Source organism: Pseudomonas sp. CFBP13508, assembly GCF_005233515.1.
GTDB classification, from domain to species: domain Bacteria; phylum Pseudomonadota; class Gammaproteobacteria; order Pseudomonadales; family Pseudomonadaceae; genus Aquipseudomonas; species Aquipseudomonas mercuritolerans.
This window is the reverse complement of sequence record NZ_QFZZ01000003.1, coordinates 753,789-773,057: the sequence shown is the minus strand read 5'-3', so window position 1 is coordinate 773,057 and position 19,269 is coordinate 753,789. Positions and strand designations below refer to the sequence as shown.

At 61.4% G+C, this 19,269-nt stretch carries 21 protein-coding genes; 11 read left to right on the top strand and 10 right to left on the bottom strand.

Going from position 1 to position 19,269, the window contains the following annotated elements; translation table 11 throughout:
- Window positions 1-63 precede the first annotated feature (63 nt).
- From coxB to PspCFBP13508_RS11940, 4 genes are all read left to right on the top strand, one after another.
- Window positions 64-1,191: a cytochrome c oxidase subunit II gene (gene coxB / locus PspCFBP13508_RS11955; RefSeq protein ID WP_016772326.1), complete on the top strand. Its 1,128-nt coding sequence runs from the start codon at window positions 64-66 to the stop codon at window positions 1,189-1,191.
- Window positions 1,192-1,273: 82 nt separating this feature from the next.
- Window positions 1,274-2,860, top strand: a complete 1,587-nt coding sequence (ctaD, locus tag PspCFBP13508_RS11950; protein WP_016772327.1) for a cytochrome c oxidase subunit I — start codon at window positions 1,274-1,276, stop codon at window positions 2,858-2,860.
- 126 nt (window positions 2,861-2,986) lie between these two features.
- Window positions 2,987-3,538 (top strand): cytochrome c oxidase assembly protein, encoded by a 552-nt coding sequence (locus tag PspCFBP13508_RS11945; protein ID WP_016772328.1) that lies wholly within the window; start codon window positions 2,987-2,989, stop codon window positions 3,536-3,538.
- A 25-nt stretch (window positions 3,539-3,563) separates the two neighbouring features.
- A complete protein-coding gene (locus tag PspCFBP13508_RS11940) occupies window positions 3,564-4,451 on the top strand; it encodes a cytochrome c oxidase subunit 3 (RefSeq protein WP_137214561.1) in 888 nt (295 codons plus the stop codon).
- 90 nt (window positions 4,452-4,541) lie between these two features.
- Here PspCFBP13508_RS11940 and PspCFBP13508_RS11935 read toward each other — a convergent pair whose 3' ends face one another.
- A complete protein-coding gene (locus PspCFBP13508_RS11935) occupies window positions 4,542-4,745 on the bottom strand; it encodes a twin transmembrane helix small protein (protein ID WP_130911866.1) in 204 nt (67 codons plus the stop codon).
- 70 nt (window positions 4,746-4,815) lie between these two features.
- On the opposite strand from PspCFBP13508_RS11935, the gene PspCFBP13508_RS11930 reads away from it, so the two are divergent.
- The 5 genes from PspCFBP13508_RS11930 to PspCFBP13508_RS11910 are packed head-to-tail and all read left to right on the top strand — an operon-like array spanning window position 4,816 to window position 8,724.
- Window positions 4,816-5,556 carry an SURF1 family protein gene (locus PspCFBP13508_RS11930; RefSeq protein ID WP_137214559.1) on the top strand — a complete coding sequence of 247 codons (741 nt, stop codon included), beginning with the start codon at window positions 4,816-4,818 and terminating at the stop codon, window positions 5,554-5,556.
- Window positions 5,522-6,115 (top strand): hypothetical protein, encoded by a 594-nt coding sequence (locus PspCFBP13508_RS11925; RefSeq protein WP_137214558.1) that lies wholly within the window; start codon window positions 5,522-5,524, stop codon window positions 6,113-6,115. Before PspCFBP13508_RS11930 ends, PspCFBP13508_RS11925 begins: the two co-directional genes overlap by 35 nt.
- 10 nt (window positions 6,116-6,125) lie before the next feature.
- Window positions 6,126-7,205, top strand: a complete 1,080-nt coding sequence (locus PspCFBP13508_RS11920; protein WP_137214556.1) for a COX15/CtaA family protein — start codon at window positions 6,126-6,128, stop codon at window positions 7,203-7,205.
- Window positions 7,193-8,092 carry a heme o synthase gene (cyoE, locus tag PspCFBP13508_RS11915; RefSeq protein ID WP_137214555.1) on the top strand — a complete coding sequence of 300 codons (900 nt, stop codon included), beginning with the start codon at window positions 7,193-7,195 and terminating at the stop codon, window positions 8,090-8,092. The genes PspCFBP13508_RS11920 and cyoE overlap by 13 nt, the downstream gene beginning before the upstream one ends.
- Window positions 8,089-8,724 (top strand): SCO family protein, encoded by a 636-nt coding sequence (locus tag PspCFBP13508_RS11910; protein ID WP_024014996.1) that lies wholly within the window; start codon window positions 8,089-8,091, stop codon window positions 8,722-8,724. Before cyoE ends, PspCFBP13508_RS11910 begins: the two co-directional genes overlap by 4 nt.
- 253 nt (window positions 8,725-8,977) lie before the next feature.
- Here PspCFBP13508_RS11910 and PspCFBP13508_RS11905 read toward each other — a convergent pair whose 3' ends face one another.
- The 3 genes from PspCFBP13508_RS11905 to PspCFBP13508_RS11895 all read right to left on the bottom strand — a co-directional run bounded on the left by PspCFBP13508_RS11905 (window position 8,978) and on the right by PspCFBP13508_RS11895 (window position 11,494).
- Entirely contained in the window at window positions 8,978-9,748 is a 771-nt protein-coding gene (locus tag PspCFBP13508_RS11905; protein ID WP_039757123.1) for a MetQ/NlpA family ABC transporter substrate-binding protein, read from the bottom strand.
- A gap of 64 nt (window positions 9,749-9,812) precedes the next feature.
- Entirely contained in the window at window positions 9,813-10,487 is a 675-nt protein-coding gene (locus PspCFBP13508_RS11900; RefSeq protein WP_137214552.1) for a methionine ABC transporter permease, read from the bottom strand.
- Window positions 10,487-11,494 (bottom strand): methionine ABC transporter ATP-binding protein, encoded by a 1,008-nt coding sequence (locus tag PspCFBP13508_RS11895; protein ID WP_016772338.1) that lies wholly within the window; start codon window positions 11,492-11,494, stop codon window positions 10,487-10,489. Before PspCFBP13508_RS11895 ends, PspCFBP13508_RS11900 begins: the two co-directional genes overlap by 1 nt.
- A gap of 262 nt (window positions 11,495-11,756) precedes the next feature.
- Between PspCFBP13508_RS11895 and katE the strand changes: the two genes are divergently transcribed.
- The gene (gene katE, locus PspCFBP13508_RS11890) at window positions 11,757-13,898 is read left to right on the top strand and encodes a catalase HPII (RefSeq protein WP_137214550.1); all 2,142 of its coding nucleotides are present in this window, start codon (window positions 11,757-11,759) and stop codon (window positions 13,896-13,898) included.
- Between the two features lie 108 nt (window positions 13,899-14,006).
- Here katE and PspCFBP13508_RS11885 read toward each other — a convergent pair whose 3' ends face one another.
- Genes PspCFBP13508_RS11885 through PspCFBP13508_RS11870 form a run of 4 tightly spaced genes read right to left on the bottom strand, consistent with a single transcriptional unit; the run spans window position 14,007 to window position 16,806 of the window.
- Entirely contained in the window at window positions 14,007-14,720 is a 714-nt protein-coding gene (locus tag PspCFBP13508_RS11885) for a PA5502 family lipoprotein (RefSeq protein WP_137214548.1), read from the bottom strand.
- A 37-nt stretch (window positions 14,721-14,757) separates the two neighbouring features.
- Window positions 14,758-15,546, bottom strand: coding sequence for a zinc ABC transporter permease subunit ZnuB (znuB, locus tag PspCFBP13508_RS11880; protein WP_016772340.1), 789 nt, complete (start codon window positions 15,544-15,546; stop codon window positions 14,758-14,760).
- Window positions 15,539-16,324, bottom strand: coding sequence for a zinc ABC transporter ATP-binding protein ZnuC (znuC, locus tag PspCFBP13508_RS11875; RefSeq protein ID WP_101159662.1), 786 nt, complete (start codon window positions 16,322-16,324; stop codon window positions 15,539-15,541). The genes znuB and znuC overlap by 8 nt, the downstream gene beginning before the upstream one ends.
- A complete protein-coding gene (locus PspCFBP13508_RS11870) occupies window positions 16,324-16,806 on the bottom strand; it encodes a Fur family transcriptional regulator (protein ID WP_137214546.1) in 483 nt (160 codons plus the stop codon). The genes znuC and PspCFBP13508_RS11870 overlap by 1 nt, the downstream gene beginning before the upstream one ends.
- A 66-nt stretch (window positions 16,807-16,872) precedes the next feature.
- Between PspCFBP13508_RS11870 and PspCFBP13508_RS11865 the strand changes: the two genes are divergently transcribed.
- On the top strand, window positions 16,873-17,793 hold the full coding sequence (locus tag PspCFBP13508_RS11865) for a zinc ABC transporter substrate-binding protein (RefSeq protein ID WP_137214544.1): 921 nt from the start codon (window positions 16,873-16,875) through the stop codon (window positions 17,791-17,793).
- 128 nt (window positions 17,794-17,921) lie between these two features.
- Here PspCFBP13508_RS11865 and PspCFBP13508_RS11855 read toward each other — a convergent pair whose 3' ends face one another.
- The gene (locus PspCFBP13508_RS11855) at window positions 17,922-18,875 is read right to left on the bottom strand and encodes a homoserine kinase (RefSeq protein ID WP_137214541.1); all 954 of its coding nucleotides are present in this window, start codon (window positions 18,873-18,875) and stop codon (window positions 17,922-17,924) included.
- Window positions 18,876-18,933: 58 nt separating this feature from the next.
- The gene (locus PspCFBP13508_RS11850; RefSeq protein ID WP_024014988.1) at window positions 18,934-19,224 is read right to left on the bottom strand and encodes a DUF2782 domain-containing protein; all 291 of its coding nucleotides are present in this window, start codon (window positions 19,222-19,224) and stop codon (window positions 18,934-18,936) included.
- Between the last annotated feature and the right edge of the window lie 45 nt (window positions 19,225-19,269).

Genomic DNA, 19,269 nt, shown 5'->3' with positions numbered 1-19,269 from the left:
AGCCGCTCCCTTGCCGCAGGCGATACGCCGGCGGGATAACAAGAACGATAAGGGGAACCCGCAATGATGCGACATCCACATGTCTGGATGGGCCTCCTGTTGTGGTCGATTTTCAGCCCGGCCAACGCGGCATGGACTGTGAATATGGCGCCTGGAGCGACTGAAATCAGTCACGCAGTATTCGACCTGCACATGACCATTTTCTGGATCTGTGTGGTGATCGGGATCATCGTCTTCGGCGCCATGTTCTGGTCGATGATGGTGCACCGCCGCTCTACCGGCCAGGTCGCGGCCAAATTCCACGAAAGCACCGGCGTCGAGATCATGTGGACCATCGTGCCGCTGCTGATCCTGGTAGCCATGGCCGTGCCCGCCACCGCAACGCTGATCAAGATGTACGACACCAGCGAGCCGGACATCGATATCCAGATCACCGGTTATCAGTGGAAGTGGCACTACAAATACCTGGGCCAGGACGTCGAGTTCTTCAGCAACCTGGCCACCCCCGCCGAACAGATTCACAACAAAGAAGCCAAGGGCGAGCATTACTTGCTCGAAGTCGACAAGCCGCTGGTGCTGCCGATCGGCGCCAAGGTGCGCTTTCTGGTGACCTCGGCTGATGTCATTCACTCTTGGTGGGTGCCGGCATTTGCGGTCAAGCGCGATGCGATTCCCGGATTCGTCAACGAGGCCTGGACGCGTATCGACAAGCCCGGCCTCTACCGTGGCCAGTGCGCCGAATTGTGTGGCAAGGATCACGGCTTCATGCCGATCGTGGTCGAGGTCAAGGAACAGGCCGACTACGAAAAATGGCTCGCCGAGCGCAAGGCCGAAGCCGCACAGCTCAAAGAACTGACCAGCAAGGAATGGACCCTCGACGAGCTCAAGGAGCGCGGCGACAAGGTCTATCACACCACTTGCGTGGCCTGTCACCAGGCTGAAGGCCAGGGCCTGCCGCCAATGTTCCCGGCGCTCAAGGGTTCGAAAATCGCCACCGGGCCGATCAAGGATCACCTGAGCATCGTCTACCACGGCAAACCCGGCACCGCCATGGCGGCGTTCGGCAAACAGCTGTCGGAAGTCGATATCGCAGCGGTGGTGACTTACGAACGTAACGCCTGGGGCAACAACAAGGGCGACATGGTCACGCCAAAAGAAGTGCTGGAGCTGAAACAGGCGGAAAGCAAATGAGCCGGTCAATTGCGTATTCAGTGAACCGGTCGGGGCAGCGAGCCCCGGCCTGCCCCATCCACTTTCGTAAAGGAGACCGGCCATGAGCGCTGTCATCGATGACCACGGTCACGCCGACCACGCCCACGGCCCCGCCAAAGGCCTGATGCGCTGGGTGCTGACCACTAACCACAAGGACATCGGCACGCTGTACCTGTGGTTTGCCTTCTGCATGTTCCTGCTCGGCGGTTCGTTCGCCATGGTCATTCGCGCCGAGCTGTTCCAGCCCGGCCTGCAGATCGTGCAGCCGGAATTCTTCAACCAGATGACCACCATGCACGGTCTGGTCATGGTATTCGGTGCGGTGATGCCGGCGTTCGTCGGCCTCGCCAACTGGATGATTCCGCTGATGGTCGGCGCTCCGGACATGGCCCTGCCCCGGATGAACAACTTCAGCTTCTGGCTGTTGCCGGCGGCGTTTCTGCTGCTGGTCTCGACACTGTTCACCCCGGGTGGCGGACCGAATTTCGGCTGGACCTTTTATGCGCCGCTATCGACGACCTACGCACCGGAAAGCGTGACGTTCTTTATCTTCGCCATCCACTTGATGGGCATCAGTTCGATCATGGGCGCGATCAACGTGGTCGCGACCATCCTCAACCTGCGCGCGCCCGGCATGACCCTGATGAAAATGCCGCTGTTCGTCTGGACCTGGCTGATCACCGCGTTTCTGCTGATCGCAGTGATGCCGGTGCTCGCCGGCTGCGTGACGATGATGCTCATGGATATTCACTTCGGCACCAGTTTCTTCAGTGCTGCCGGCGGCGGTGACCCGGTGCTGTTCCAGCATGTGTTCTGGTTCTTCGGCCACCCCGAGGTGTACATCATGATCCTGCCGGCGTTCGGCGCGGTCAGCCAGATCATCCCGACTTTCGCGCGCAAGCCGCTGTTCGGCTACACCTCGATGGTCTACGCCACGGCGAGCATCGCGTTCCTGTCGTTCATCGTCTGGGCGCACCACATGTTCGTGGTCGGCATTCCGCTGGTGGGCGAATTGTTCTTCATGTACGCGACCATGCTGATCGCCGTACCTACGGGTGTGAAAGTGTTCAACTGGGCGAGCACCATGTGGCAGGGCTCGATGACCTTCGAGACGCCGATGCTGTTTGCGGTGGCGTTCGTCATCCTGTTCTCGATTGGCGGTTTCTCCGGGCTGATGCTGGCGATCGCCCCGGCGGACTTCCAGTATCAGGACACCTACTTCGTGGTCGCGCACTTCCACTATGTGCTGGTGCCCGGGGCGATCTTCGGCATCTTCGCCTCGGCCTATTACTGGCTGCCGAAGTGGACCGGGCACATGTACGACGAAACCCTTGGCAAGCTGCACTTCTGGCTGTCGTTCGTCGGCATGAACCTGACCTTCTTCCCGATGCACTTCGTGGGTCTTGCGGGGATGCCACGGCGGATTCCGGACTACAACCTGCAGTTCGCCGATTTCAACATGGTCTCGTCGATCGGCGCATTCATGTTCGGCGCCACGCAGATCTTCTTCCTGTTCATCGTCATCAAGACCATCCGTGGCGGCGCACCGGCCCCGGCGAAACCATGGGACGGCGCCGAAGGGCTGGAGTGGAGCGTGCCGTCGCCAGCGCCGTATCACACCTTCACCACGCCGCCGGAAGTGAAATGAACATGGAGTTCTTTGTGGGAGCGAGCCTGCTCGCGAAGAACGCTGACGCGGTGTGTCTGAAGCACCGCGGCGTCTGCTTCGCGAGCAGGCTCGCTCCCACAAGGGTTCATGTGGAGGCTGAAAATCATGGCTGACTCGATCTCGCTGAAGAAACTCGTCACCCGTCTGCTGCTAGTGGTGGTGGCGATGTTCGTCTTCGGTTTCGCCCTGGTGCCGATCTACGACGTGATGTGCAAAGCCTTCGGCATCAACGGCAAGACCGGCGGGCAGTATGCGGGCGAGCAAGTGGTCGACACCTCGCGCCAGGTGCGCGTGCAGTTTCTCTCGACCAACACCGCCGACATGCCGTGGGACTTTTACCCTAAACACGACGAGCTGACCGCCAATCCCGGTGCGGTGAACGAGATGGTGTTCATCGCGCGCAATCCCACCGACAAGCCGATGAGTGCGCAAGCGGTGCCGAGCATCGCGCCGAGCAACGCCGCGGCGTTTTTCCACAAGACCGAATGCTTTTGTTTTACCCAGCAGGTGCTGCAGCCCGGTGAACAGATCGAAATGCCGGTGCGTTTCATCGTTGACCGCGACATGCCCAAGGAAGTGAAGCACCTGACGCTGTCCTACACGCTGTTCGATATCACCGCCCGACATCCGCCGGTGGCTGTTAACACTGGCGGTTGAGCGTGGCCGATAAGGAGAACAATAAATGGCAACTCATGAGCATTATTACGTCCCGGCCCAGAGCAAATGGCCGATCATCGCCACGCTCGGGATGTTCGTCACCGTCTACGGCCTCGCCACCTGGTTCAACGATCTCAAGGCCGCACGCCCGGATTCCCACGGCCCGCTGATCTTTTTCGTCGGCGGCCTGCTGCTGGCGTACATGCTGTTCGGCTGGTTCGGTGCGGTGATCAAGGAAAGTCGCGCGGGGTTGTACAGCCCACAACTGGACCGTTCGTTCCGCTGGGGCATGAGCTGGTTCATCTTTTCCGAAGTGATGTTCTTCGTCGCCTTCTTCGGCGCGCTGTTTTACGTGCGCCACGTTTCCGGGCCGGCGCTGGGCGGTGAGGGGCCGAAAGGCATCGCGCACATGCTCTGGCCGAACTTCGAATTTGTCTGGCCGCTGCTGAACACGCCAGACCCGAAACTGTTCCCGCCGCCGAAAGAAGTCATCAGTCCGTGGGGCCTGCCGCTGATCAACACGATCCTGCTGGTCAGTTCCAGCGTGACCATCACTATCGCCCACCATGCACTGAAGAAAGGCCATCGCGGCGCGCTGAAACTGTGGCTGGCGATCACCGTGCTGCTGGGCATCGCGTTCCTCGGCTTCCAGGCCGAGGAATACATCCACGCCTACAAAGAGCTGGGCCTGACCCTCGGCTCGGGCATCTACGGCGCGACGTTCTTCATGCTCACCGGGTTCCATGGCGCCCACGTGACCATCGGCACGATCATCCTGTTCGTGATGCTGATGCGCATCATGAAGGGCCACTTCGACAACGAGCACCAGTTCGGTTTCGAAGCGGCGAGCTGGTACTGGCACTTCGTCGACGTGGTGTGGATCGGCTTGTTCTTCTTCGTCTATGTGCTCTGAAAACAGCTGCAAGTGGCGAGCTGCAAGCTTCAAGTCAAAGCGGGATGGCCTCTAACTTGTAGCTTGCCGCTTGAAGCTTGCCGCTCGCGTCTACCACGGCGCATGGGACACCAACTGGCCGCTGTAGAAACCCCAGGCCATCAGGCCGACGGTGATCACGGCCAGTGCCACCCGAACACTCAAGGCGATGACCAGCCGATTGGAGCTGCTGTCGTCCTTGACCAGGAAAAACAGGCCGCTGAACAGGCTGACGACCGTGGCAATCAGCATCAGGACGATCGCTGCTTTGAACATGGCAAGACTCCGGGGGACAGGCGATGCACTTGAGTATAGCGATCGCGATGACTGACTTTATGGCCCGCCCATGAAGCGCTTTCGCCCGGGCGTGATCCCCACCGTAGTGGTCGCCCTGTTGCTGCCGCTGATGGTTGCGCTGGGCTTCTGGCAACTGGGCCGGGGCGCGGAGAAAACCGCGCTGCTGGCCAGTTATGCCGAACGTCGCGTGGCCGAACCGCTGGCCAGCAGTGAACTGCCCGGCAACGCCGACCCGGCTTACCGCCGCGTGCGCCTGCACGGCCAGTTCGACCCCGCCCACACGCTGTTGCTGGACAACCGCCAGCGTGGCGGCAAGGTCGGCGTCGAATTGCTGCAACCGTTTCAGGACCAACGCAGCGGCCTCTGGCTGCTGGTCAATCGCGGCTGGCTGCCATGGCCCGATCGGCGCGTGCCGCCGCAATTCACGACACCGGCCGAGGCGCTGACGCTCGACGCCTGGGTCTATGTCGCCCCCGGCGCAACGTTCCAGTTGCACGCCGATCCGGTCAGCGATGTCTGGCCGCAAACCATTACCGCCGTCGAGCCGGGCAAATTGTGGCAAACCCTGGAGCGCGACGGTTTCGCCTACGAGTTACGCGCCGAACCCGGCCCCGCCAGCTATCAGACCGATTGGCCGGTAGTCGCGATGGGTCCGGAAAAACACCTCGGCTACGCCGTGCAATGGTTCGCCATGGCCACGGCGTTGCTCGGGCTCTACCTCTATTTCGGCTGGCACAACGCAAAGGAGAAACGCCATGGGAAGCGCCATGAATCCACCCAGCATGTCTGAGGCCAAACCCGTTCCCAGCCGCCGGCGCGGGCGCATTCAGTTGTTGCTGATCGTCCTTGGCGTGGTCGGGCCGATGCTGCTCGCCACCGGCATGTACAAATTGCAGTTCTGGGTGCCGGAAGGACGCAGCTATCACGGCGAGCTGATCGGTAACGGCCAGACTCGCGCCGACCTCGGCGTGCAGGCCGATGAGCAGCGCTGGCAGATTCTGGTCACGGCGCCGAAGGATTGCGCCGTCGATTGTCAGCAACTGGTTTATCTGGCGCGGCAGATCCAGATCAGCCTCGGCCGCGAAGCCGGGCGCGCCAGCCACGCCCTCGCCGCCGCGCAACCACTGAGCACCGATTACGCCGCCAAACTCGACCGCGAATATCCGCAGTTGCAGCGCTATCCGCTGGATGCCGGCATGTTCAACAAGACCACCGGCGACAAAGCCGTGCCGCAGCTGTGGATCGTCGACCCGCACGGCAATCTGGTGCTGCGTTACGAGCCGAATGTGAAGGGCAAGGATCTGCTCAACGACCTGCGGCATCTGCTGAAACTGTCGAACATCGGATAAGGGCATCGTCATGGCCAAACCTGGATTTCGCCTCGCGCTGTTTGCCACCCTGCTGGCACTGATTGTGGTGTTGCTCGGCGCCTATACGCGCCTGACCCACGCCGGCCTCGGCTGCCCGGACTGGCCAGGCTGCTACGGCTTTATCAGCGTGCCAAAAAGCGAGGCGCAACTGGCCCATGCCGAACTGCATTTCCCTGACGCGCCAGTGGAGGCGCACAAGGGCTGGAACGAGATGATCCACCGCTACTTCGCCGGCACCCTCGGCTTGCTGATTTCAGTTTTGGCCGGGCGCGCCTGGGCCAACCGGCGCCATCCGGGCCAGCCGGTGAAACTGCCGCTGTTTCTGCTGGCGGTGGTCATCGCCCAAGCGGCGTTCGGTATGTGGACGGTGACGCTCAAGCTCTGGCCGCAAGTGGTCACCGGGCATTTGCTCGGCGGCTTTGCCACGTTGAGTCTGCTGTTCCTGCTGACGCTGAGGTTGTCCGGCGTGCTGCCGGCGCTGACCGTACCGAAGCGCCTGCAATATTGGGCGACGGCGGGGCTGCTGCTGGTGATCGGCCAGATCGCCTTGGGCGGCTGGGTCAGTTCCAACTACGCAGCGGTGGCCTGCATCGACTTCCCCACCTGCCACGGCCAATGGCTGCCGCAGGCGGACTTCGCCAACGGTTTTCACCTGACCCAGCACATCGGCCCGAATTATCTCGGCGGACAACTCGATAGCGATGCGCGCACGGCGATTCACCTGACCCATCGCATCGGCGCTTTGCTGGTGACGGTCGTACTGCTCGGTCTGGCCTGGCAGTTGAAAGCGGTAGGCATGACCCGACTGGCCGGGTTGCTGCTGATCGCCCTCGCCGCGCAGATCACCCTTGGCATCAGCAACGTGCTGTTTCATCTACCGCTACCAGTGGCCGTCGCGCATAACGCTGGCGGCGCGGCGCTGTTACTGACGCTGGTGCTGGTCAATTATCACGCGCGCACCAGCCTGCTGCGGGTGAGCCAACCGGTGCTGGCGCGCTGGCGCTTGAGTGCGCACAAACCTGTCGTCGCGCCCATCGCATTGAAAGGAGAAACGCCATGGCGAGTCTGATTGGCCAGCGGGCGGCGCAAGCGCTGTGGCGCGATTATCTGGAGCTGACCAAGCCGAAAGTCGTGGTGCTGATGCTGATCACCTCGCTGGTCGGCATGTTCCTCGCTACCCGCGCCGGCGTGCCGTGGACAGTGCTGGTGTTTGGCAATCTGGGCATTGCCTTGTGCGCCGGCGGCGCGGCGGCGGTCAATCATGTGGTCGATCGGCGCATCGATGCGGTAATGGCGCGCACGCACAAACGTCCGCTGGCCGAAGGCCGGGTCTCACCTGCGGCGGCGTTGACCTTCGCCCTGGTGCTGGCATTGCTCGGCCAGGCGCTGCTGCTGACGTTCACCAATCAATTGACCGCGTGGCTGACTCTCGCATCACTGCTGGGTTACGCGGTGGTCTACACCGGTTTTCTCAAGCGTGCGACGCCGCAGAACATCGTCATCGGTGGCCTCGCCGGTGCCGCGCCACCGCTGCTGGGCTGGACCGCCGCCACCGGCCATGTCAGCGCCGAACCGCTGTTGCTGGTGCTGATCATCTTCGCTTGGACTCCGCCACATTTCTGGGCGCTGGCGATTCATCGCAAGGAGGAATACGCCAAGGCCGACATTCCGATGCTGCCGGTGACCCATGGCGAGCACTACACCAAAGTGCACATTCTCCTCTACACCTTCGCGCTGCTGGCAGTGAGTCTGCTGCCGTACGTGATTCACATGAGCGGCGCGCTGTATCTGGTCTGTGCGCTGGTGTTGGGCGCAAGGTTTCTGCAATGGGCCGTGGTGCTGTACCTTGGCACTCGGCCGCACGCGGCGATCAACACCTTCAAGTACTCTATTTATTACTTGTTCCTGTTGTTCATCGCCCTGCTCGTAGACCACTACTTACTGTTGAACCTATGACCCGAACCCAGAAAACCGTCTTCATCCTCGTCGCCGTGATCGCGCTGATCCTCGGGCTTACCGTGAATAAAGTGCTGAACGGCAAAGGCCAGGGCGATCCGACTGCGCTGATCGACGCCGGCATTATCCTGCTGCCGCAGAGCCGCAACCTGCCGGACGTGACCATGACCGATCAGGACGGCAAACCAGTTGCCATCGACGAGTTGAAAGGCAAGTGGAGTCTGTTGTTCTTCGGCTACACCTTCTGCCCGGACATCTGCCCGACCACCCTGGCGCAACTGCGGCAGATCAAGAGTGAATTGCCGAAAGAGGCTGTGGATAAATTGCAGATCGTGCTGGTCAGCGTTGACCCCAACCGCGACACGCCGAAGCAGTTGAAGCAGTACCTGGGCTACTTCGATCCGCAGTTCATTGGCCTGACGCCTTCATCTATCGAGGAGCTGCAGAAGGTGGCGAACGCGGTGAGCATTCCGTTCATTCCCGCCGATACCAGCAAGCCGAACTACACCGTGGATCACAGCGGCAATCTCGCCGTGATCGGCCCGGACGGCACACAGCGCGGGTTTATCCGCGCGCCGTTGAACAATGCCAAGCTGGTGGCGCAGTTGCCGGCGATGCTTGAGCGCAATTGACAGTTCAAAAGCTAAATAGCCCCTCACCCTAACCCTCTCCCAGAGGGAGAGGGGACTGACCGAGGTGTTTATTCGAATTGCGCCGACCTGCAATTGTGAGTCGAACTCAGGCTCGAAAAGCTTGAAGGTCGGCCCCCTCTCCCTCGGGAGAGGGCTGGGGTGAGGGGAAGCTTCAAGGCAGGTCGCAAGCCAGGCACCAGACACAAAAAAGGGGACGCCATTGGCGTCCCCTTTTTCATTGCAGCAACCTGAATCAGAACGCCGGCAACACCGCGCCTTTGTACTTCTCGGTAATGAACTGCTTCACTTCCGGGCTGTGCAGCGCAGCAGCCAGTTTCTTCATCGCGTCGCTGTCCTTGTTGTCCGCGCGGGACACGAGGATGTTCACGTACGGCGAGTCGTTGCCTTCGATCACCAGCGCATCCTTGGACGGATCAAGCTTGGCTTCCAGCGCGTAGTTGGTGTTGATCAACGCCAGATCGACCTGGGTCAGCACGCGCGGGATGGTCGCGGCTTCCAGTTCACGGAATTTCAGGTCTTTCGGGTTTTGCTCGATGTCTTTGAGGGTCGACAGAATGTTGCTCGGATCCTTCAAAGTGATCACGCCAGCCTTGGCCAGCAGCAACAGCGCACGGCCGCCGTTGGTGGCGTCGTTCGGGATCACCACGTTGGCACCACCGGGCAGGTCTTTCAGATCCTTGAGCTTGCTCGAATAAGCGCCCAGCGGCTCCAGGTGCACGCCGGTCACGGCGACGAGGCTGGTGCCCTTGGCCTTGTTGAACTCATCCAGGTACGGCTGGTGCTGGAAGAAGTTGGCGTCCAGACGCTTCTCCGCTACCTGTACGTTCGGCTGGATGTAGTCGGTGAAGACCTTGACCTTCAGATCCACGCCTTCCTTGGCCAGGGCCGGTTTGACGAACTCGAGGATTTCCGCGTGCGGCACCGGGGTGGCGGCAACGGTCAGGGTCTCGGCGTGGGCCGAAAACGCCGCAACAGCGGCGAAAGCAGCGATCAGTTTTTTCATTCAGCTAACTCCTTGTGAGGGCGCCCGCCAGCGAATGGCCCGCGCCTCTTGATTAAAAAACCGCTTATTTGCGCGAGAAATGCACGACCAGGCGGTCGCCAACCATTTGCAGCACTTGCACCAGAATCAACAGCAGCACCACGGTGACGATCATTACGTCGGTCTGGAAACGCTGGTAGCCGAAACGGATCGCCAGGTCACCCAGACCACCGGCGCCGACCACACCGGCCATCGCCGTGTAGGACACCAGTGTAATCGCTGTCACCGTAATCGCTGCGAAGATGCCCGGACGGGCTTCCGGCAGCAAGGCGTTCATGATGATCTGCCGCGTGGTCGCGCCCATCGACTGGGTCGCTTCGATAATGCCGCGATCGACTTCGCGCAGCGCGGTTTCCACCAGACGCGCGAAGAACGGCGTAGCACCGACCACCAGCGGCGGGATCGCCCCGGCCACACCCAGCGAGGTGCCGGTGATCAGCACGGTGAACGGGATCATCACGATCAGCAGGATGATGAACGGCAGCGAACGCAAGATGTTCACCACCAGCGACAGCACCGCGAAGAGGCCACGGTTTTCCAGCAATTGACGCGGGCTGCAGAGAAACAGCAGCACGCCCAGCGGCAGGCCGAGCAGCACGGTGAACAGCAGCGAACCGCCGAGCATCAGCATGGTGTCGCCAGTCGCCAGCCAGATTTCGTACCAGTCGATATTGGCGAAGAAACTCATCAGGTCAGCCATTAGCGCAACACCTCCATGTGAACGTCAGCGGCGGTGAAGCGGGCAAACGCCGCCTCCATGTCGCCACCGGTGACAGCGAGGGTCAGTTGCCCGTACGGAATGTCTTTGATGCGGTCAATGCGACCGGCGAGGATGCTGTAGTCGACGCCGGTTTCCCGGGCGACGGTGCCGAGCAACGGCGCATAGGTCGCTTCGCCCTGGAAGGTCAGACGCACGATGCGCCCGGGCACGTGTGCGAAGTCGTCACGCTGCTCGCTCTCGTCAATCTGCTCGCTTTCCTGGACGAAACGCTTGGTGGTCGGGTGCTGCGGATGCAGGAACACATCGGCCACCGGACCCTGCTCGACGATCACGCCGGCGTCCATCACCGCGACCTGATCGCAGACGCGCCGGATCACGTCCATTTCGTGGGTGATCAGGACGATGGTCAGTTTCAGTTCGCGATTGATTTCGGCCAGCAGTTGCAGGACCGATGCCGTGGTCTGCGGGTCGAGGGCGCTGGTGGCCTCGTCGCACAGCAGAATCTTCGGCTTGGTCGCCAGCGCACGGGCAATGCCGACGCGTTGCTTCTGACCGCCGGACAATTGCGCCGGGTACTTTTTCGCGTGGTCGGACAAACCGACCCGCGCCAGCAACTCGGCCACGCGTTGGTTGATTTCGCTGCTCGACAACTCACCGGCCAGGGTCAGCGGCAAAGCGACATTGTCGGCGACAGTCTTGGAGGCGAGCAGATTGAAGTGCTGGAAGATCATCCCGACCTGCTGGCGGAAACGGCGCAGGCCGTTGGCGTCCAGTGCAGTGACTTCTTCGCCGTCGACGATGATCTTGCCGCCACTGGAATCTTCCAGGCGATTGATCAGACGCAGCAGGGTACTTTTGCCCGCACCGGAATGGCCAATCAGGCCGAACACCTGACCGTTCTCGATGGCGAGACTGGTCGGGTGCAGCGCGGGAATATCCTTACCGGCAACGCGGTAAGTCTTGTGGACGTTTTGAAACTCGATCACGTAGCGAACCTTGTGGGGCGCGTTGGAAAAGGATCAGCGGTTAGCCGGGCGCGCATTTTAGCCTGTCCGTATAGAGGTTCTTAGCATTTATTTCGCAATTAACCTTCAATTTGGCAATAACGCGATCAAAGGTCAGATAAACGGAACGGCTGAAACGCTCATCAGTCACTACTTAAGCGACTTGAAACCCTGGGTGCCGTGCCCGGGAATCACTCAAGGGTCTGCGGAAGGCATCCGGGGCCAAACGAGGAGTTTACGTCTGATGAGCATCAAAAAGCCTGCACCCGATAAAAGCGAGATGGCCGGAACCGACACCCCGGATCGCGCCAACACCAACGCCAAGCTCGACAGCCTGGAAGAATTCCGTTCGGACGCCACCGGTCAGGCACTGCGCACCAATCAGGGCGTGAAGATCGCCGACAACCAGAACACCCTCAAAGCCGGGCCGCGCGGGCCGTCGCTGCTGGAAGACTTCATCATGCGTGAAAAAATCACGCACTTTGACCATGAGCGCATTCCGGAGCGCATCGTCCATGCTCGCGGCACTGGCGCGCACGGTTTCTTTCAGACCTACGAGAACCATGCAGCGCTGACCAAGGCCGGTTTCCTACAGGATCCGGGCAAGAAAACCCCAGTGTTCGTGCGCTTTTCCACGGTGCAGGGGCCAAGGGGTTCCGGCGATACCGTGCGTGACGTGCGCGGCTTTGCGGTGAAATTCTTTACCGATGAAGGCAACTTCGACCTGGTCGGCAACAACATGCCGGTGTTCTTCATTCAGGACGCGATCAAGTTCCCGGACTTCGTCCATGCGGTGAAACCCGAGCCGCACAACGAAATCCCCACCGGCGGCTCGGCTCACGATACGTTCTGGGACTTCGTCTCACTGGTGCCGGAATCGGCGCACATGGTCATCTGGGCGATGTCCGACCGGGCGATCCCGAAAAGCCTGCGCAGCATGCAGGGCTTCGGCGTGCACACCTTCCGCCTGATCAACGCCGAGGGCAAATCGCGCTTCGTCAAATTCCACTGGCGCCCAACCGCCGGCACCTGCTCGCTGGTGTGGGACGAGGCGCAGAAGCTCGCCGGTAAAGACACCGATTACCACCGTCGCGACCTGTGGGAAGCGATCGAGATGGGCGACTACCCGGAATGGGAACTGGGCGTGCAGATCGTCGAAGAAGAAAACGAGCACGACTTTGATTTCGACATCCTCGACCCGACCAAGATCATCCCCGAAGAAATCGTGCCGATTACGCCACTGGGCAAAATGACCCTGAATCGCAACCCGGACAATTTCTTCGCGGAAACCGAGCAGGTTGCTTTCTGCCCGGGCCACATCGTGCCGGGTATCGACTTCTCCAACGACCCGCTGCTGCAAGGTCGGCTGTTTTCCTACACCGACACGCAGATCAGCCGACTCGGCGGGCCGAACTTCCATGAGCTGCCGATCAACCGTCCGGTGGCGCCGTTCCACAACGGCCAGCGTGACGCACAGCACCGCACCACCATCGACAAGGGCCGCGCTTCTTACGAGCCAAACTCGATCGACGGCGGCTGGCCGAAAGAAACCCCGCCGGCGGCACAGGACGGTGGTTTCGAGAGCTACCCGGAGCGCATCGACGCAGCGAAGATCCGTCAGCGCAGCGAATCGTTCAGCGATCACTTCTCCCAGGCCCGCTTGTTCTTCAACAGCATGAGCGACCACGAGAAAGAGCACATCATCGCTGCCTACAGCTTCGAGCTGGGCAAGGTCGAGCGTGAGTTCATTCGTGCCCGTGAAGTGAACGAGATCCTTGCCAATATCGACCTGACCCTGGCCAAACGCGTGGCGGAGAACCTCGGTTTGCCGGCACCAGCCAAAGGCACGGTCGAAGTGCGCAAGACCTCGCTGGAGCAATCGCCAGCGCTGAGCCAGGCCAACCTGCTGCCAGGCAATATCAAGACGCGCAAGGTGGCGATCCTTGCTGCCAATGGTGTTGACGCTGCAGCCATCGATGCGATGAAGAAAGCGCTGGAAGCCGAAGGCGCCCATGCGAAACTGCTTGGCCCGACCTCGGCGCCAGTCAAGACAGCTGACGGCAAGGCGTTGCCGGTGGATGCGTCGATGGAAGGCATGCCTTCAATCGCTTTCGACGCCGTGTTCGTACCGGGTGGCGCGGCGTCGATTACTGCGTTGAGCGGTGATGGAGTGGCGTTGCATTACCTGCTGGAAGCGTACAAGCACCTGAAGGCGATCGCGCTGCACGGCGAGGCCAAACAATTGCAGGACTTGCTGAAGCTCGATGCGGATGCGGGGTTGTTGCAGGGCGCGGATGTGGGGGCGTTGACCAAGCCGTTCTTCGCCGCGATTGGCGAGCATCGGGTCTGGGCGCGGGAGCCTAGGGCCAAGGCGATTCCGGCTTAAGATCTTTATTGGCTGAGAGGACGTTTTCGCGAGCAGGCTCGCTCCCACAGGTACGCTGTTGCACCTGTGGGAGCGAACCGGCTCCGGGCGGCGTTCCGACGAAGCTTTTTATGGCTTGCGCGGGCTTAAAACCATCTGCGCCGGCACTGTGCGCAAGATCTGCTTTTCGATCAGCAAATCAAAATCAGGATCAAGCTTCTTTACTCGCTTGCTCAACAACGTCGCCAGCCACGGATAATCTGCGGTGCGCGGGGCCTGGATACTGACAGCGCACTCATAACTCACCACATCGGCGGCGATGGCGTCGAGTTGTCGTTGCAGCTTGTGAATATCGCCGATGTTCAACGCAACCGTCGTGCTCTCGGCGGTCGGGTCGATGACCTTGGCTTTCGGCCTGGCTTCGGCAGCCAGCAGCGCGGCCTCAGCCTTTTCCAACTCGGCCTTGCGCGCTTCGGTGATCGCGCCGTTGACGCCGCCGGTCAGCGCGGGCGCTTTGGGCATCAGGGCGCGAGCACGGCTCAATGCAGTGGCTGCAGCGTTGACATCACCCTTCTGCAGGACGATCTGGCTGCGGCGCAAATACGCCTCGGCCAGCTGCCGCTGGTACTGCTCAAGGGATTGATCGTTGGGGGTGTCGGCCTGTAACGCGGCTAACTGGTCTTCGGCGGTGGCCAGTTCGCTGCTGGCCAGGCTTTGCTCCAGCTGTGCGATGGCCGTAGCCCGCGCATCCGGGACTTCAGCCACCGGCGGCGTGCTTTGGCAGGCGCCCAGCAGCACTGAAAATGCGACAAGGAGCAGATAACGGGAGGCGAACGGCTTCATTCCTGCGACTCTCTAATTGCGCAAAAAGCGGCCAAGTCTACACCCCACGACGGGGCAGAACAAAACTCAACAGAAACAGCGCGGCTGCCGTCACAACGATCGACGGCCCCGCCGGGGTGTCCTTGAACCACGATAACGCCAGCCCGCCGCACACCGCGAGCATGCCCAGCAGGCTCGCGCCCAGCGCCATCTGCTCCGGCGAACGGGCGTGACGCTGTGCCGCAGCCGCCGGGATGATCAGCAGCGAAGTGATCAGCAGCACCCCGACGATTTTCATCGCCACGGCGATCACCACCGCGATCAACAGCATCAGCGCCAAGCGCAAACCCGCAACCGGAAGGCCTTCGACCCGCGCCAGTTCTTCGTGCACGGTGACCGCCAGCAGCGGCCGCCACAGCGTCACCAGCAACACCAGCACCGCCGCGGTGCCACCGAGAATCCACGCCAGGTCGCTCGGACTGATCGCCAGCAAGTCGCCAAACAGATAGGCCATCAGGTCGATCCGCACTTCATGCATGAAGCTTAGTACCACCAGGCCGAGAGAGAGCGTGCTCGGTGCAAGAATTCCCAACAGCGTGTCGGATGCCAGTGGCTGACGCTGTTGCAGCGTCACCAAGAGCACCGCCAGCAGCAGGCAACCGACCGTCACCGCCACGGTCGGGCTGACGTCCAGCAAAAACCCCAGTGCCACGCCAAGCAACGCGGCGTGAGACAGGGTGTCGCCGAAATAGGCCATGCGCCGCCACACCACAAACGAACCGAGCGGCCCTGCCACCAGCGCCAGGGCCAGACCTGCAAGCAGGGCATACAACAGAAAATCAGCCATGCTTGCAGCCGTCTCCATGAACATGAGGTTGCCCGCCGAGCGGGCCTTTGACCACCGAACCGTGCAGGTCGTGGGCGTGGTCGTGATGGTGGTGATAGATCGCCAGACTCGGCGCATTCTTGCCGAACAGCTCGACGAATGCCGGATCGCCGCTGACCTGCTCGGGATGCCCGGAGCAGCAGACGTGGCGGTTGAGGCAGACCACCTGATCGGTGGTGCTCATCACCAGATGCAAATCGTGCGACACCATCAGCACGCCGCAACCGTGGCGGTCGCGCAGCCTGGTAATCAGGCTGTACAACTCGGCCTGCCCGGCGACGTCGACGCCCTGCACCGGCTCGTCGAGTACCAGCAACTCCGGCTCGCGCAGCAGCGCCCGAGCCAGCAGCACGCGCTGCATTTCGCCGCCGGAAACGCTCTGCACCGGGCTGTCGATTACGTGTTCAGCGCCGACTTCCTTCAACGCGGCCAAGGCGCGTGGTCGGTCGACGCCGGGCACCAGGCGCAGGAAGCGCAGCACTGACAGCGGCAGGGTCGGGTCGACATGCAGTTTCTGCGGCATGTAACCGACGCGCAGCTTCGGTTTGCGCCAGACGCTGCCGCTGTTTGGCTTCAACAGCCCGAGCACGGCGCGTACCAGCGTGGTCTTGCCGGCGCCGTTGGGGCCGATCAGGGTGACGATCTGCCCTGGCTCGACGCTCAGCTCAATGTTGTCCAGCACGGTCTGCCCGGCAAACGTGACGGCGACCTGTTCCAGACGGATCAGCGCATTGCTCATCAGGCCCCCTGGCAACCGGCGCACAGGCCAACCACTTCGACGGTCTGCGCTTCGACGATGAAACCGACCTCTTTGGCGCTGCTGATGATCGCGTCGCTGATCACTTTTTGCTCAAGTTCGATAGCGGCGTGGCACTCGCGACAGATCAGGAACTGGCCCTGATGCGCGTGTTCCGGGTGTACACAGCCAACGAAGGCGTTGAGCGACGAAATGCGATGAACCAAGCCGTTTTCCAGCAGGAAATCCAGCGCGCGGTACACCGTTGGCGGCGCGGCGCGGCGGCCGTCCTGTTCGCTGAGCACAGCGAGGATGTCGTAGGCACCCAGCGGCTTGTGGCTTTGCCAGACCAGTTCCAGCACGCGGCGGCGCAGGGCAGTCAGACGCAAGCCCTTTTGCGCGCACAAGGTATCGGCCTCGGACAAAGCGCTGTGCACGCAATGGGAGTGGTCGTGGGGACGGCTGGCAATCGGTGTAATAGGCATGAGCGGCGACGAGATTTGCTGGAGACGTTATTATGTTACCCGTTCTCGCTTCCTTGAGTGGTCATCGTGTCCCGACTTTTTTCTGTTTTTGTGGCTTTTGTTGCCAGTTTTCTGCTGATCGGTACGGCTCAGGCCGAGGTCAAAGTGCTCACCAGCATCAAACCGTTGCAGTTGATTGCCGCTGCCGTGCAGGACGGCGTGGCGATTCCCGAGGTGCTGCTGCCACCGGGTGCCTCGCCGCACAATTACGCCCTGCGCCCGTCCGACGTACGGAAGGTGCAGTCGGTCGATCTGCTCTACTGGATCGGCCCGGACATGGAAGGTTTCCTGCCGCGCGTGCTCGGCGGTCGCAGCCTGCCGAGCGTTGCGGTGCAGGATCTGCCAGGGCTGAAGCTGAGGCATTTCGGCGCGGACAACCATTCCCATGCCGAAGAAGCCAACGAGCATGATCACGATCATCGCCCCGGCTCGCTGGATGCACATTTGTGGCTGTCACCGGTCAATGCGCGGGTGATCGCCGACAAAATGGCCGCCGACCTCAGCGCCGCCGACCCGGCCAATGCCCAGCGTTATCAGAGCAATGCCAAAGCCTTCGATGCACGTCTGGATGCGCTCGATCAGCGTTTAAAGAAGCGTCTGGCCAATGTCGAAGGCAAGCCGTACTTCGTCTTTCATGAAGCATTTGATTATTTCGAAGACGCTTACGGCCTGAAGCACGCCGGGGTGTTCGCGGTAGCCGCCGAAGTCCAGCCCGGCGCCCAGCACGTGGCGGCGATGCGCAAGCGCTTGCAGGAAACGGGCAAGACCTGTGTGTTCAGCGAGCCACCGTTGCGTCCGCGCTTGGCAGAAACACTGGTGGCCGGTTTGCCAGTGAAACTGGCCGAGCTGGATGCGCTGGGTGGTTATACGCCGGCGACCGCTCAGGGATATGAGCAGGTCCTGGAAAAACTCGGCAATGATCTGGCCGGATGCCTGGAATCTCTGTAACAACACAAACCCTGTGGGAGCGAGCCTGCTCGCGAAAGCGGTGGGTCAGTCAGCAAAAATGCTGAACGGGCCGCCGCCTTCGCGAGCAGGCTCGCTCCCACAGGTTCATGTTTGCTTGGCGAATCTACTCAGAGGGCGAAGGGCAACGGTGTATTGACCTTCTGCCGCTGCGCCAGGCGCTGCTCGAACTCTTGCGGATCGTGAATCAACACATCCTGCCCGGCGAACTGCTCGGCGGCGATCAGGCGTGACAGCCAGAACCGCACACAAGCGACACGCAGCATCGTTGGCCAGAGCTCAGCCTCCGCCGCCGTGAACGGGCGCAGCGCCGCATAGGCACCGAGAAACGCACGCGCACGCGGGCCATCGATCACGCCCTCCTCGTCCGAACACCAGTCATTCAACGCGATCGCCACGTCGTACAGCATCGGCCCCGAGCAGGCGTTGTAGAAGTCGATCAGCCCGGTCAGGTGAGTGCCTTCGAACATCGCATTGTCGCGGAACAGGTCGGCGTGAATGTTCGCCCGAGGCAGTGCAAGGATCTTGTCTTTGCGCTCGGTGATCTCATCCAGCGCCTTTTGCAGCAAGGCACGCGGCTCATCGCTCAGGTGCGAGAGAAATTCAGTGCCCTCCTCCAGCATCCAGTCCAGACCGCGATCGGTCTTGCGCTTGATCATGCGCTCGCCCTGGGTCGCCAGGTGCAGATGCGCCTGCAACTCGCCGACCTGGGCGCAGTGCTGGGCGTTGGCGACCTTGATGTGCTTGCCGGACAGGCGCGGTTGCAGCAGCGCCGGTTTGCCTTTGAGCTCACGCAGGGCCAAGCCGTCGGTGGTGCGCAGGGCGTAAGGCACCGGCAGATCGGCTTCGTGCAGCACGTCGAGCAGGTCGATGAAGAACGGCATCTCCTGCACCGGGCCGCGTTCGACCAGGGTCAGGACAAACTCGCCCTGCTCCAGGCTGATGAAGAAATTGGTGTTTTCGCTGCCGGCGGCGATCCCCTGGAAATCAAGCAGACGGCCGAGCCCATAAGGGGCGAGAAAGGTTTCCAGCTCGGGCCGAGCCAGGGGAGTGAACACAGACATTGAAAACTGCTCAGTTTTGGCGCCGCAGTCAGGCGACGCCGATTAAAAATCGGGAAGCTTACTTCCAGGTAAAGATTTCCCACGACGGAATCAGCATATCCGGCTGGTCGGATCTGATGTAATTGGCGTCCGAACCATCGGCGCGCACCAGGAAATACGGTTTGCCCTTCTTGGGCGTGACCTTGATCGCATAGACGAAGCCATTCCGGCTGTACTCCTGAATGGTTTTGTCCCCCTCCGTGCGAATGGTGACCTCGGGGTCGCCGCCCGGCGCATCATCCGCCGCCATCGCGGCCAGTGGTGAGACAGCGATCAACCCGACCAGCAGCAAGCGATTTAACGTACGCATGATAACCTTGTCCCTTTGTCGTCAACGGTCCCGCTATTCTAGCCC

Coding starts and splice junctions, on each gene's coding strand:
- ctaD (WP_016772327.1), top strand. CDS start 1,274: ATGAGCGCTGTCATCGATGACCACGGTCACGCCGACCACGCCCACGGC.
- PspCFBP13508_RS11850 (WP_024014988.1), bottom strand. CDS start 19,224: ATGCGTACGTTAAATCGCTTGCTGCTGGTCGGGTTGATCGCTGTCTCA.
- PspCFBP13508_RS11855 (WP_137214541.1), bottom strand. CDS start 18,875: ATGTCTGTGTTCACTCCCCTGGCTCGGCCCGAGCTGGAAACCTTTCTC.
- PspCFBP13508_RS11905 (WP_039757123.1), bottom strand. CDS start 9,748: ATGAAAAAACTGATCGCTGCTTTCGCCGCTGTTGCGGCGTTTTCGGCC.
- PspCFBP13508_RS11945 (WP_016772328.1), top strand. CDS start 2,987: ATGGCTGACTCGATCTCGCTGAAGAAACTCGTCACCCGTCTGCTGCTA.
- PspCFBP13508_RS11940 (WP_137214561.1), top strand. CDS start 3,564: ATGGCAACTCATGAGCATTATTACGTCCCGGCCCAGAGCAAATGGCCG.
- znuC (WP_101159662.1), bottom strand. CDS start 16,324: ATGAGCAATGCGCTGATCCGTCTGGAACAGGTCGCCGTCACGTTTGCC.
- katE (WP_137214550.1), top strand. CDS start 11,757: ATGAGCATCAAAAAGCCTGCACCCGATAAAAGCGAGATGGCCGGAACC.
- PspCFBP13508_RS11885 (WP_137214548.1), bottom strand. CDS start 14,720: ATGAAGCCGTTCGCCTCCCGTTATCTGCTCCTTGTCGCATTTTCAGTG.
- PspCFBP13508_RS11900 (WP_137214552.1), bottom strand. CDS start 10,487: ATGGCTGACCTGATGAGTTTCTTCGCCAATATCGACTGGTACGAAATC.
- PspCFBP13508_RS11935 (WP_130911866.1), bottom strand. CDS start 4,745: ATGTTCAAAGCAGCGATCGTCCTGATGCTGATTGCCACGGTCGTCAGC.
- PspCFBP13508_RS11920 (WP_137214556.1), top strand. CDS start 6,126: ATGGCCAAACCTGGATTTCGCCTCGCGCTGTTTGCCACCCTGCTGGCA.
- PspCFBP13508_RS11910 (WP_024014996.1), top strand. CDS start 8,089: ATGACCCGAACCCAGAAAACCGTCTTCATCCTCGTCGCCGTGATCGCG.
- cyoE (WP_137214555.1), top strand. CDS start 7,193: ATGGCGAGTCTGATTGGCCAGCGGGCGGCGCAAGCGCTGTGGCGCGAT.
- coxB (WP_016772326.1), top strand. CDS start 64: ATGATGCGACATCCACATGTCTGGATGGGCCTCCTGTTGTGGTCGATT.
- znuB (WP_016772340.1), bottom strand. CDS start 15,546: ATGGCTGATTTTCTGTTGTATGCCCTGCTTGCAGGTCTGGCCCTGGCG.
- PspCFBP13508_RS11930 (WP_137214559.1), top strand. CDS start 4,816: ATGAAGCGCTTTCGCCCGGGCGTGATCCCCACCGTAGTGGTCGCCCTG.
- PspCFBP13508_RS11870 (WP_137214546.1), bottom strand. CDS start 16,806: ATGCCTATTACACCGATTGCCAGCCGTCCCCACGACCACTCCCATTGC.
- PspCFBP13508_RS11925 (WP_137214558.1), top strand. CDS start 5,522: ATGGGAAGCGCCATGAATCCACCCAGCATGTCTGAGGCCAAACCCGTT.